Raw genomic sequence first — 12,227 nt, 5'->3', positions numbered from 1 at the left:
CGAACTAGTTGATGTTAATGTTGGTAATTGATGTTGAATGCAGAGATTAATTATAAGTGTGAGGTTGAGAGAAAGGAGGGAGATTATATGGTTTTCAAATGGTTCAATCGACTGATTCTGTTTGTGTACGCGCTGCTGATCCTTGTGCCGCTGTATTTTGTATTTGTATCGTCGTTTAAAACAAGCAGCAATTTCTTCACCAGTCCATTCAGCTGGCCGGACCCGTTTACGTGGGATAACGTGACGGGGCTGTTTCGCAATCAACCGATGTGGCAATACTTCGGGAACAGTATGGTTGTGACGCTGGGCACGGTAGCCATTGAGCTGCTGCTCAGCAGTATGATTGCTTACGCTATTGTCCGCTGGGGCGGCAGAGTAGGCAAAATTGTGTTTGGGCTGTTTGTGGCAGGTTTGATCGTGCCGTCCCAGGTCAGCATGCTGCCGATCTATTCCCTCACACGTACGCTCGGATGGTCCGACAGCCTGACGGGTCTGATTATCGTGTCGGCTGCCATGCTGATGCCTGTTTCGGTGTTCATGCTGACAGGTTTTATGCGTATGCTGAATTCGGAAATTTTGGAAGCAGGCAGTATGGATGGCGCCAACGAGTGGAGACTCTTCACCCGAATTGCTCTGCCACTGGCGGCACCTTCACTCGCGGCAACAGCGACTTTTCTGCTTGTGATGGTCTGGAATGACTTGCTTATTCCGATGCTTATGCTTACCAGCAAGTCGAAGCTGACCCTGCCACTTGCGCTAATGCAATTCCGAGGGGAGTACGTGACCAATTATCCGATGATGCTGACCGGCGTTCTCGTGACAGCGATCCCGATGATTGTGCTGTTCCTGCTGCTTCAGCGTTATTTCGTGGCAGGTCTGACCGCAGGTTCCCTTAAAGGATGAGGGACCAGAAGACAACTAAAAGATTGTTCGCAAAACCAAGTTCGTTTTATATTCGTTGTAAATTGGCGTCACATCGTATTTTGCATTGATTTCTGGTTCATTCTGCATAATAATGGTTTAGTGTCAGAATGACTACATAGAGATCAAGGGAGCTATAATCTGATGAGCAAATTGGAAGTATTGCGGAATCCCAAGCAGCGAAAGCTGCTGTTCAGTGCCGGTATGAGCTGGCTGTTTGATGCGATGGAGGTCGGCATGATCTCCTTTATCGTGGCTGCACTCGCGAAGGAGTGGAGTCTTAGTCCCGGACAAGTCGGGGTGCTGACAAGTATCAATTCGATTGGTATGGCGCTCGGTGCCTTGCTTGCAGGTGCACTTGCGGATCGTTTTGGACGAAAAGCGATTCTGATGTGGACGCTGCTAATCTTCACGATTGCAAGCGGTCTGTCTGCACTCGCTACCGGATTTGCAGTATTGTGCGCCCTGCGTCTGCTTGCAGGTATTGGTCTTGGCGGTGAGCTGCCGGTGGCATCTACGCTGGTATCGGAATCGATGCCTACGGCCGAACGTGGACGAGCTGTTGTTTTATTGGAAAGCTTCTGGGCAGGGGGCTGGATCGTATCGGCGCTCATTGCCAATTTTGTCATTCCAGAGTATGGGTGGAGAATTGCGTTTGCAATCGGTGCACTTCCGGCGTTCTATGCGCTGTATCTGCGCCGTGCCATTCAGGACCCGCCTCGTTACAAAAATCACACGAAATTGCGTAAAATTACATTCCGCGAGAAGGTTGCCACGGTCTGGTCTGCACCGCATCGCCGAACAACATTAATGCTGTGGATTTTGTGGTTTACCGTTATTTTTTCGTATTATGGCATGTTCTTGTGGCTGCCTTCAGTTGTGATGGCAAAAGGCTTTACATTGGTAAAAAGCTTCCAGTACGTGCTGATCATGACGATTGCACAGCTGCCAGGTTATTTTACTGCTGCGTATTTCATTGAACGTTTCGGCCGCAAATTTGTGCTTGTTGTGTACCTGACGCTGACCGCAATTAGCGCGATCGCCTTTGGACTGGCTACGACGGAAGCGACGATATTGGCCGCGGGAATCTGCTTATCGTTCTTCAATCTGGGCGCGTGGGGCGGGCTGTACGCATACAGTCCAGAATTATATCCAACTTCCGTGCGTTCCACAGGTGTTGGTCTGGCTACATCGGTAGGCCGGATTGGGGGCGTGCTCGCACCATTTATGGTGGGTATGCTCGTTCAGCGGGCGGTTCCGATCAGCCTGATTTTCACTATTTTCTTCGTAACGATCCTTATTGGAGCAGCTGCCGTGCTGTTCTGGGGTCGGGAAACGAAAGGACAGGAACTCGCTGAGTCATAGTCAGAAAATGGTAGCGCAACTTTTGTGCGGGTCTGTTTGCCTAGGGAAATGACGGCTGGACAAGCGGTACAAGGTTGATATAAGAAGAGGTGTGACCCTGATACGACCATGGGCTCATGCCTCTTTTTGATATGTGCAGGACTCATTTTTTCATGCTCCATCAGTCCGATAGACGTGCTATTTTCGTTATCCTATAATGACACTCGGGATGTCCAACCGTGAGGATTCAGGGGGAAGCCGTATATCTGGATTCAGAAAAATGGAGGGTTAAGGAAATGACGAATAAGAATAGATTTGAGATGGATCAAACGTTGGTAATGAATGTATTGCGAGAAAAGAATCAAATGAATACAGAAAGTATCAAGGAAATAAATTCAGAAGGTATCATTGATGAGAAGATAAAATGGAATGAAAAGCATATGGCGAATGAAGAGCATAGCGTGTACGAAATGGTACGAATAGATGATGCCGCCGGGGTGAATGTGATTTATGGCTATACCGAGAGCATTAAAGAGAGTGGGATGCACAGCGGTTACACGGGAAGCGATGTGATTGATCTAGCTCCTATCACCGTCAGTCGTAAGGTCACTCATGGCAGGGGGAGAAGGAGTGGCAAGAGAGCACGGCGGATCAGTATGCTTCTTGGAGCCTGTGCAATGACACTTGGACTTACCGTTGCCGCTCCTTCTGCGGGTGCGCAGAAGCTGGAGCAGGGAATTCGCAGTGAGCACGTGGTACAACTGCAGGAGCAATTGAGCGAGCTGGGGTATTTTGACGCTGGTGTGACCGGTTATTATGGTACGATTACCAAGAGCGCGGTTCGCAAGTTCCAGCAAGCACAGGGACTGAGCGCCGATGGTGTAGCAGGACCGATTACTTTGGAGAGGCTGAACAAAAAGGTCAAAGCTGAAGGAGAAACGCTGCGTCAACTGGCGAAGCTGATCCATGGGGAAGCACGCGGTGAATCTTTTGAAGGACAGGTTGCCGTAGGGGCAGTTGTCTTAAACCGGGTGCAATCGGGAGAATTCCCGTCATCCATCTCCGAAGTCATTTTCCAGAAAGGCCAGTTCACAGCGGTGGACGATGGTCAGTTTAATCTGAAGCCAACCGTGACCTCGTTCAAGGCTGCGCGCCAAGCTTTGAATGGCGTTGATCCGACGAATGGTGCACTGTATTATTACAATCCGAAAATTGCTACGTCGGAATGGAGCAAGAGCAGACCGACACTGCTGACTATTGGACAGCATGATTTTACGAGATGAGGCAGGCTTGTAGCAGATAATAGAGCAATAGTAGATTTTTGATACAACTAGGGACTCGGGCTGTACACTGCTCATCTGCAGGTATTTGTCCGGGGGCCATTTCAGCGAAGTATTCACTTCGCTTTTTTGCGTTGCCTGTCTTGAGGAGGTATGTTTTATCATATATAGTGAGAATGGTTCTCGATATTTATCGTGAAAGAGGGGTTCTCCTATATTACACCAATTCAAATTAACAGATGTTCATCAATATATGGATCATTTATCTGAGGGTATGGATAGCCAGTTGTCTTTGAGAGGGTGGGAGCAGCAATTAAAACTGCCGGAAAGGTTGGGTCATGGGTCTATTATGCGTATGGTGATCCGACCAGGCATGGAGGTGCTCATTGAAAACCTCGTGTTACAAGAAAATCTAAAGCTGCGTATTGATCAGGATTGTCAGGTTTTGGGTTTTGCTTACCGACTAAGCGGAGAAGGATATTGTGAATGGAACAGTACACCTACAACGACATCCACTTCTCCGGGACATACGGTATTTTTTACAGATCGTACGAAGGTATATTTAGAGACAAGCGCTGTGACTAAAAGTTATGGGGTGAAGGTGAGACTGGATCCCAAGGTATTAGGTGTCTATTTCGAGACACCGACTGAACAGAGCAGGCTGGAACGGATGATTCAACACTATCGAAATACCATTCGCCATCATCAATTAAATCCGATGACCCAAAAGATCGTATATGAAATGCTGGCATGCAGCTATACAGGAGCAATGAAGCGTTTATTCATAGAAAGTAAGACGTTGGAGCTGATTCTGCTATTCATGAGCGAGCAGGAAGAGGGGAATTTACCTGATAGGACCATGCCAATTCAAAGCAGGAATGATTTGGAGAAGCTGCATCTAGCTAGGCAAGTGATTGTAAACCATCTGGAGCAGCCTCTCTCCATTCAGGCATTATCCAAAACCGTAGGGCTAAGCACGACGAAGCTGAAGAAAGGTTTCCGTGAATTGTTCGGCATGACGATCTTCGACCTGGTGCGTGATCAACGTCTCAAGAAAGCGGCCTGGCTGCTTGAAACCAATCAGATGAAAGTATGTGAGGCTGCGGTATCCGTGGGTTATAGTAATCCTAGTAATTTTGCATCCGCATTTCGAAAAAAATATAGATGTAATCCGAGTGAGTTTATACAACAAACTCGACATAAGCAGAATGAAAGCCTTTCTTGAAAATGAGCGTGTCCCCAAAGTTTATTTGTAATGATCCATCCCCTACAGAAGTTTGATGATAAAGCAAAATGAAGACCTCCAGCCCACTTCACTCGTGGTTTTGGAGGTCTTTTCGTTCCGATTTAGGGACAGCCCCATTTTTTCAGGTTCAGTCCGCTGCAGGTGAAGAAAAATCCTCAGCAGGTAGAACACGCTCCCTTGACATGTGATAATCATTCTCATTGGAAAACAAAAAATAAGGGAGGACATACAAGATGAGATTTAAGGTGGGTTCATACTTCATGGTATTGATCAGTACGTTGGTGTTGATGGCTGGTTGTGCATCCAGTCCCGATGAGAAGACAGCAACAGACAAGAGTACGACAGCTTCTTCGGATGAGGTTCGGACGTTCACGCATCCGCTGGGAACATTAGAGTTGATCTAACCCTGCTTTCCGCGCAAGGAATGCAGGGAGTATTCAGGAAGTGAGGCATGGTTATGAAGAAATCTTTTCTTGTTATCTTTATTACAGTACTGACCGCGATGATCTCTATAGCCAATTTTAATTTGATTATCGGTCCACTTACACGGAATCTTGGATTGTCCGAGATACAGTCTGGCAGTTTGGTTGCTATAACCGGATTTTGTTGGTTTCTCGGAAGTTTCCTGTGGGTAAAATACACAACCATACGCAGAAAAACCAAGCTTCTGCTCGCGATATCGGGATACACGATAGCGATTACGGCGTTTGCTTTTATTGCGGATCGTGCTCAACTAGCCCTAACCCATTCGGCTGCTTTGTATTGGATGTTTCTGGGATTGCGTGCACTCGCCGGATTTTTCTTCGGAGCCATCCCGGCCATTGCTCAGGAATACTTGATACAATGGACGTCAGCAGCAAAACGAACAGGCGGCATGGCTCTCTTCGGGGCAGCCAATGGATTAGGTTTTGTGTTTGGCCCCGTCTTGGGAGCTATCTTTGCATCGTATAGTCTCACTGCTCCGATGTACATTTCTGCGTTTCTTTTAATCATTGTGTTCATCATGGTTGGTTTTCTGATTCCTGGTCAATCAACAGATTCCAATCTCCGTAGAAAGGTGAAGCTGTCTCCGTTGGATCATCGTATTCGGCTGTATATAAGTATTGGTCTGGTGTTGTCCACCATGATGATTATTTTGCAAGTGACCTTAGGATTCTACGTTCAGGATAAACTCTCTGTCTCGGCACAGGAGGCAACTCGCATGATTGGCCTTGCTTCAGCTATTGCCGGATTAATCGTTGCTGCTGTACAATTAGTGATTGGACGTTCCCCCAAATGGCCGCCTGACAAGTTACTTCTGTTGGGTCTTGCTTTCCTGGGGTTGGGTTTCTTGTTATTTACCATCGCACCATCCGATTACATGCTTGCTTACGCCATAGTAGGTGTGGGTATAGGTTTCACGCTGCCAGGTTATATCAGTGCAAGTTCACTTGCGGTAAGCGTGCGTGAGCAGGCCGATGTTACCCCTTTTGCATCTGCAGCACAGGGTGTGGGTTCTTTTGCAGGTCCGGTAATTGGAACGACGCTATACTCATTTCAGCCGGGGATTCCGTATATCTTGTGTACTTTATTTGCAGTGTTCTTTTTTTGTTGTGTCCTTTTGAAAAAAAGATCAGGACATCCCGTTTATGCAGAAGAATGAGCTGTATTTAACAAAGTAAGGTGGGTTATTAAGAGCTAATCTCAAGCAAGCTAAACGCTCTAGTACACGGCAACAAATACAGGCAGGATTAAGGTGGAGAAAATATGAAATACCTGAAAGGGATAGGTGTTGTATTCACAATCATAGTGATTGCTTCTTTTGCTTGGTATGGCTCCTACAAGAGTGATATGAAGAAACTTGAGAATAATTTGAGGACGTATTTAACGGTTGAAAAAGGAATAGATGAACATGCGATTATAAGTATCAAAGCTCGCCGTAGTAAAATGCCGATGTATCCTGTTGTTGTTAAATTTAAAGACAATCCGGAGGAGTATATCTACTACTATAGAGAAGATGAATGGATTCAGCTGGCGCCTGATCCGAATTCGTAAACTTTTAAAACTATTATGAAGGCGCGAGCTTAATATGCCACACGATTGGATTCATCTGCCTAATCCTGTACAATGAATAACGATAAAACAACGGTAGATTAAGGATGGATTAGAACGATGAGGATTATTATATCACCAGCCAAAAAGATGAAGGTCGACACCGATCTGATGGCTAACGCACAAATGCCGCAATTCATAAATGAGTCAGAACAACTCCTGAGTCTGCTTCAGACGTTATCTTATGACGAACTCAAAACGCTCTGGAAGTGCAACGATGCTATTGCAGAACTGAACATGGAGCGGATTCGGAATATGAACCTAAAGGCCAATCTTACCCCAGCTATCTATGCCTACGAAGGCATTCAATATCAATATATGGCGCCTGGCGTTTTTCAGCAGGAAGAGCTGTCGTATCTGGAGCAACATTTGCGCATATTATCCGGGTTGTATGGCATGCTGCGTCCTTTGGACGGGGTTACCCCGTATCGGTTGGAGATGCAGGGCAAGCTGCAAGGGCCGGGGTTCAAATCTCTTTATCAGTTCTGGGGCAGCAAGCTGGCTGATCAGCTTCAGGCGGAAAGTAACTGCATTCTCAATCTGGCTTCCAAAGAATATAGCAAGAACATCACTCCTTTTCTGAACGGAGAGACCCGGTTTGTCACTTGTGTATTCGGACAGATGGTTGGTGGGAAACTGGTTGAAAAAGCCACCCGCGCCAAAATGGCGAGAGGTGAGATGGTGCGGTATATGGCAGAGCGTAAGATTACAGATGTGCAGGATATTAAGGCATTTGATCGGTTAGAGTTTGTTTTCTCAAAAGAACAATCGGATGAGAGTACTTATGTGTTTATTTATTCAGAGGAAAAGTAGTTGCTAGCATGCTAGTGGATATCAGAGAGGGAATGATTCCCGTTGTACTTCATTAAAAGTCGCCATTCGGCGGCTTTTATTATTTTAAATATGCTTAAAAGGAAAAAAGCCCCTGTAATTGAGGACTAATTTACTATTACCTAAATTAAGGGAAATGTCGATACATATACTTTAACTAATTTTACCACATCTAGGCGTGAATCTAGGAATACAAGTTCCTTATTTTGATTCTAAACTCATGAACACTGGGAGGTATTGAAGTGAAAGCATTTGATTTTGATAAATTGAATAAAAGAAACTCAAGGAATGCCGCAGCTGTGTTACGCTCCTTTATCGAAATTGAGGTTAACGAATACAGTATGAGTGATATTATTCAGTTTCTTAATCATTCTTCCATAGGAGAGGAACTAGAATTGACGGATCATTTTATCATCCGAAAAAACGAAGATGAAGTGCTTGTATTTAACGAAACGACTGAAATGTTTGTAAAGAATCCTGAAGATTACAGAGTATATGTCGAGATTAGCTCTTTAATATATCTAATGAACCAGTATATGTCTCAAGGATTAAGAAAAATAGATTCCCTTTTGAAATTGAACTAAGAGAATCCTGGGGTGGTACATAACAATTCTAATGCAAATAAGGAGGATACTTTTTGAAAAAAGCATTATTCACCGGCATCTTCTTGATCATTGCAACAGTAGGTTGGATATGGTATTCAATGAATGACCTTACACCTATATCATCGACCACGCACATTGTTTCAGTTGAACTACAGGCTGATTCATCATGTAAGGTAACTGTTAGCGATCCATCAAAAGGGCACAACAGAACGAAGACAGAAACATTTGAAAGCCCATCATGCAGCAAATTAAAAGGAGGGGATGAACTAACTTATAGGTATCTTAACGAGGGGAAATATCTATACATCGTTTCAATTAATAAAGAATCGACAAAAGACCCTTTGACAGGAGTGATCGCTAAAATGATTGAACATGATGGTTACTTTTATATTCACGTTATATCTCCTGTTTTTGGAAAAGAAACCTTTCCGATTGATAAAAAGGATTGGAAAAAGCTAAATATCAGATCCAATATTACATTTTATATAGACCACTGGAAACATAACATTGAACTACTTTAAATGGATTCGATTCGTAATAGAGAAAGATGAAAGTCCTTCCGTTTTTTTGAATGGATGGCGCTGCACTCGGACCTTTATATCTTACAAATATTATCGACTACGATATTGTACAATTTTGGAGGTGAGTGTGTGTCGAGTTGGATCAAATGGATTTGGGGTACAATGGTTCTCGTCAATCTAGCCGTATTTATTTGGTTTCTAGTTGCTATTGTAAAAGAGGTCTCTGATCAAGCTGATAAGAAAACGATCCCGCTAGATCTGGATGCGAAGGAGATCGTGACCATTACGACGGGCCCAAGATCGGATTGGAAGTGGACTGTTCTAGAACCTACAGAAAAACCTGAAATATACAAGCTAACCATTACCGAAAAATTAGGCATACATAAGGTCTATAGGATTAATATTGCAGAAGGGCTATCACTAGAAATGAAGTGAGTTTGAAAGGAAAGTGTACAATACGAATGAGATACGATTTGAGAGTGAGGACGACGATGAATAACTATATAAACTCTTTTATAAAAAAGTTTGATTATTATTTTGAGCATAAAGAAATCTCAAATATTATTTATGTACATGATCAGGACGATCATGAGAGATTAGATCAAGTCCTGTTCCTTGAGAAAAAGGATAGTCATGTCATAGGCTTGTATATAAGAGGTATGAATCCGTTAATCTCAGTGAACAGAATTTACGATTTGGATGATTTTAATTTATATGCAAGTTATGAAAGATTAGTTGAATCGAAGGAAAATATTAAACTTCGAATAGAAAATATACGTTTGTATTTTAGCTCTAAATATAACGAATTATTAGGTTTTTATTTATCGGATAATGATGAATCCAATTCTCTATTTGTACTATTTTTACAAGATGAGATGGATGTAAAGAAGAATTGGAGTAAGTCAGACGCTAGCAAGATACTTAAAAATAGGTATTCAACTGAAGGATATATCACTTACGAGACAAAGAGTCAGGGTGATTGGGAAGAAATCGAAATGGAATATTAATCGGAAGAACCATAGCAGAACATCGATGGATGAGGTGAAGTAAACTGTACCCTGTAAAGTAGACGTATTTTTAAAATGTCTCTTTACGGGGTACAGCTTTATTCATTTGATGATGCTTTGTGCTGCGTAATCTTAAATTTGTGAGTGCATATTTAAAATTTGTTTTAAAGATAATATCCTAATTCAATTGTTAAAAGAAGAAACAGACGCAGCATCATTGTACTTAGGCATAGTTACATAAAAAAGAAGATGATGCTCTGTGTGTTGGGCTTTAGAACTTAACGAACATTAATCCAAGCAGTCCACTGTGTTGGAATATTAATGGAATAGACGGTTCCTACAAATTGCCCGCCCGAACTAGGAGCCTCATAAACCCACGAATAAGCAAAGGCATCTACAACACGATCACCGTCCAGATCAATAGCTTCAGACCAAGTGTTTGTCATTTTATTTCCTGCGAGTGTGCCGAAGTGAGAGCTGTCATAGCCGATCTGGAAAGTAACACACTGAATCCAGTCCCCCCCGTGATCATTGGCAGTGGAGATCGGGTTGCTATTGAAGCCGTAAATTTCTTGACCACCATTAGGGGAAGCGACAGCGTATACATTAATGTGAGATACCTTTGGGGCAGGTGCATGTAGCACGGGGCCGCTATTTTCTTGCTGCGCTTTAAACTCGGCTTTGGCTGCCTCTACAGCTTCGCGGAACTCTTTTGAATTTACCACTTCTTCTTTCGTTAAAGGTTTGGGTTGAGCAGTCTGAGCTTCTGCAAAGACAGCTGCATTAAACGAGAAAACTAAAACAAGAATAAGAGCCAAGCTAAACAACTTTTTCATAGAGATCAATTCCACCTTTCTTGTAATGGATGAGCTGGCAGATAAAGATACACATGCTTACGTAACAAAGATGAACTTGCAGATGGAAACCTACGTATCCTCCTTTCGTTGTGAGAATGATCCTTCCCATATTTTCTGGTTCTGTTTCTATTGATAGTACGAAGAGGGAAGAAAGCTGCAGGCTGGAGCGCTCTGGCAGGTTCAGAATGATATATTAGGTAAAGCCTGATAATTGATTGTAGATTAGAGATTTATGTATTTTAAAAAGATGATCTGAGGAAGATATGCTTCGAAATGCTATGGGACACAGCATACCCTTAATTATTGTTAAAATTGAAATATATTCCATTTATATAACCATATATTACTTCTTGTTTCTGAATAAAGTCAAGTGTATTCATAAACAACATTATGCCAACAGGATATGCATATACTGGGGAACATAGAGTTTTTCAGACATTAGTGCGTTTATGAGTAAATCTGCAAGTGCAGATCAACAGAAGAAGGTTATATTGAAAAGCCATTGGCTAATCCATATCTGGTTAGGGGTCAGTGCTCAGCATCTGGCATTTCTTCAAGCTACCGACCCCCATATTGTACTCACAAGCTTAGAGCAAATGTCCGCCAGACACTTCGATGTCTTGGGCTGTAACCCAGCCGAAATCATCGGACAATACGTTCACAATGACCTTCGCAAGATCTTCAGGTTGGCCTATTCTGCCAAATACAGATTGCTCAGCCAGTGGCTTGATGAATTCGGGATGTTTATCGAATACTCCATCGCCGAAATTGCTATGCGTAGGGCCGGGAGAAACGGCGTTGACCCGAATGTTGCGAGGTGCAAGTTCTTTGGCGATATAACGAGTCCATGTGGAGAAGGCTGCTTTTAACGAGCCGTAGGCAGAGTACCCTGGGAATGATTGGTTCTTGGATGAACTCGTAGTATTAACGATGGCTCCATGATCATCCATAAATCGCACAAGGTGTTGTGTTAAAAAAACGGGTCCTTTAAAGTTCGTATTGAGAATGTTGTCGAAGTATTCTTCGGTCATCTCATTGAACATCATAGGTCCGCCAATACCACCATTATTAACTAAGTAATCAAAAGTCGTTCTGTCCCAGATATCGTTGAGGTACTGTTTGACTTCTAAGGCGAAACCTTCGAATGTTGATATTTGGGTCAGATTTAACTTCAGTGCTACAGCCCGAACTCCTGTATTTTTCTCCACTTCCTTAACGACCGCTTCTGCTCTGTCCTTATAGGAATTGTATGTGAGAATCACGCTAATTCCGCGCTTGCCTAGCTCCAGAGCCGTCGCTTTTCCAATGCCATTACTTCCACCCGTTACGATTGCAATTTTCATCATATCCACCCTTTCTTGTGATCGATCTGGACTTTATTTTAGTCTTCTCTGCGGAAATAATATAGATCTAATCACACCTTTAAATTGCCTAAAACCACCACGTTTAATTTTAATGAGCAGAGAATATCGTTATTTTATAACATCAGAAGAGCCTAAAAGTGCTGATTCATTTCAGAGTTAT

At 43.2% G+C, this 12,227-nt stretch carries 14 protein-coding genes; 12 read left to right on the top strand and 2 right to left on the bottom strand.

Annotated elements, in window-relative coordinates; all coding sequences use genetic code 11:
- Positions 1-87: 87 nt before the first annotated feature.
- From ACQSGY_RS00610 to ACQSGY_RS00555, 12 genes are all read left to right on the top strand, one after another.
- Complete coding sequence (locus tag ACQSGY_RS00610) at positions 88-903, top strand: carbohydrate ABC transporter permease (RefSeq protein ID WP_427050291.1); 816 nt, start codon at positions 88-90, stop codon at positions 901-903.
- Positions 904-1,065: 162 nt separating this feature from the next.
- Positions 1,066-2,286: an MFS transporter gene (locus ACQSGY_RS00605; protein ID WP_188591148.1), complete on the top strand. Its 1,221-nt coding sequence runs from the start codon at positions 1,066-1,068 to the stop codon at positions 2,284-2,286.
- 635 nt (positions 2,287-2,921) lie between these two features.
- A complete protein-coding gene (locus tag ACQSGY_RS00600; protein WP_427050551.1) occupies positions 2,922-3,548 on the top strand; it encodes a cell wall hydrolase in 627 nt (208 codons plus the stop codon).
- Between the two features lie 250 nt (positions 3,549-3,798).
- Positions 3,799-4,770: a helix-turn-helix domain-containing protein gene (locus tag ACQSGY_RS00595; RefSeq protein ID WP_427050290.1), complete on the top strand. Its 972-nt coding sequence runs from the start codon at positions 3,799-3,801 to the stop codon at positions 4,768-4,770.
- A gap of 254 nt (positions 4,771-5,024) precedes the next feature.
- Positions 5,025-5,195 (top strand): hypothetical protein, encoded by a 171-nt coding sequence (locus ACQSGY_RS00590; RefSeq protein ID WP_427050289.1) that lies wholly within the window; start codon positions 5,025-5,027, stop codon positions 5,193-5,195.
- A gap of 53 nt (positions 5,196-5,248) precedes the next feature.
- On the top strand, positions 5,249-6,433 hold the full coding sequence (locus ACQSGY_RS00585; RefSeq protein WP_427050288.1) for an MFS transporter: 1,185 nt from the start codon (positions 5,249-5,251) through the stop codon (positions 6,431-6,433).
- Positions 6,434-6,537: 104 nt separating this feature from the next.
- On the top strand, positions 6,538-6,825 hold the full coding sequence (locus ACQSGY_RS00580) for a DUF3139 domain-containing protein (protein WP_427050287.1): 288 nt from the start codon (positions 6,538-6,540) through the stop codon (positions 6,823-6,825).
- Between the two features lie 117 nt (positions 6,826-6,942).
- Positions 6,943-7,695 carry a peroxide stress protein YaaA gene (gene yaaA, locus ACQSGY_RS00575; protein ID WP_427050286.1) on the top strand — a complete coding sequence of 251 codons (753 nt, stop codon included), beginning with the start codon at positions 6,943-6,945 and terminating at the stop codon, positions 7,693-7,695.
- Between the two features lie 260 nt (positions 7,696-7,955).
- Positions 7,956-8,297: a hypothetical protein gene (locus tag ACQSGY_RS00570; protein ID WP_427050285.1), complete on the top strand. Its 342-nt coding sequence runs from the start codon at positions 7,956-7,958 to the stop codon at positions 8,295-8,297.
- 53 nt (positions 8,298-8,350) lie between these two features.
- The gene (locus ACQSGY_RS00565; protein ID WP_427050284.1) at positions 8,351-8,839 is read left to right on the top strand and encodes a hypothetical protein; all 489 of its coding nucleotides are present in this window, start codon (positions 8,351-8,353) and stop codon (positions 8,837-8,839) included.
- A gap of 129 nt (positions 8,840-8,968) precedes the next feature.
- Positions 8,969-9,274: a hypothetical protein gene (locus ACQSGY_RS00560; protein ID WP_427050283.1), complete on the top strand. Its 306-nt coding sequence runs from the start codon at positions 8,969-8,971 to the stop codon at positions 9,272-9,274.
- Between the two features lie 56 nt (positions 9,275-9,330).
- Positions 9,331-9,846: a hypothetical protein gene (locus ACQSGY_RS00555; protein WP_427050282.1), complete on the top strand. Its 516-nt coding sequence runs from the start codon at positions 9,331-9,333 to the stop codon at positions 9,844-9,846.
- A 278-nt stretch (positions 9,847-10,124) separates the two neighbouring features.
- On the opposite strand, the gene ACQSGY_RS00550 is transcribed toward ACQSGY_RS00555, so the two are convergent.
- The gene (locus ACQSGY_RS00550; protein ID WP_427050281.1) at positions 10,125-10,682 is read right to left on the bottom strand and encodes a DUF4879 domain-containing protein; all 558 of its coding nucleotides are present in this window, start codon (positions 10,680-10,682) and stop codon (positions 10,125-10,127) included.
- Between the two features lie 608 nt (positions 10,683-11,290).
- Entirely contained in the window at positions 11,291-12,049 is a 759-nt protein-coding gene (locus ACQSGY_RS00545) for an SDR family NAD(P)-dependent oxidoreductase (protein WP_248064125.1), read from the bottom strand.
- Positions 12,050-12,227: the final 178 nt, after the last annotated feature.

The sequence above is a fragment of the Paenibacillus sp. TC-CSREp1 genome, assembly GCF_050171015.1.
In the GTDB taxonomy this organism is placed as follows: Bacteria; Bacillota; Bacilli; order Paenibacillales; family Paenibacillaceae; genus Paenibacillus; species Paenibacillus silvae.
This window is presented reverse-complemented; position numbering and strand designations above follow the sequence as displayed.

Bases quoted from the DNA above. Each gene is read 5' to 3' on its own strand.
- ACQSGY_RS00545 (WP_248064125.1), bottom strand. From the start codon at position 12,049: ATGATGAAAATTGCAATCGTAACGGGTGGAAGTAATGGCATTGGAAAA.
- yaaA (WP_427050286.1), top strand. From the start codon at position 6,943: ATGAGGATTATTATATCACCAGCCAAAAAGATGAAGGTCGACACCGAT.
- ACQSGY_RS00590 (WP_427050289.1), top strand. From the start codon at position 5,025: ATGAGATTTAAGGTGGGTTCATACTTCATGGTATTGATCAGTACGTTG.
- ACQSGY_RS00585 (WP_427050288.1), top strand. From the start codon at position 5,249: ATGAAGAAATCTTTTCTTGTTATCTTTATTACAGTACTGACCGCGATG.
- ACQSGY_RS00580 (WP_427050287.1), top strand. From the start codon at position 6,538: ATGAAATACCTGAAAGGGATAGGTGTTGTATTCACAATCATAGTGATT.
- ACQSGY_RS00610 (WP_427050291.1), top strand. From the start codon at position 88: ATGGTTTTCAAATGGTTCAATCGACTGATTCTGTTTGTGTACGCGCTG.
- ACQSGY_RS00600 (WP_427050551.1), top strand. From the start codon at position 2,922: ATGCTTCTTGGAGCCTGTGCAATGACACTTGGACTTACCGTTGCCGCT.
- ACQSGY_RS00550 (WP_427050281.1), bottom strand. From the start codon at position 10,682: ATGAAAAAGTTGTTTAGCTTGGCTCTTATTCTTGTTTTAGTTTTCTCG.
- ACQSGY_RS00605 (WP_188591148.1), top strand. From the start codon at position 1,066: ATGAGCAAATTGGAAGTATTGCGGAATCCCAAGCAGCGAAAGCTGCTG.
- ACQSGY_RS00595 (WP_427050290.1), top strand. From the start codon at position 3,799: ATGGATCATTTATCTGAGGGTATGGATAGCCAGTTGTCTTTGAGAGGG.
- ACQSGY_RS00555 (WP_427050282.1), top strand. From the start codon at position 9,331: ATGAATAACTATATAAACTCTTTTATAAAAAAGTTTGATTATTATTTT.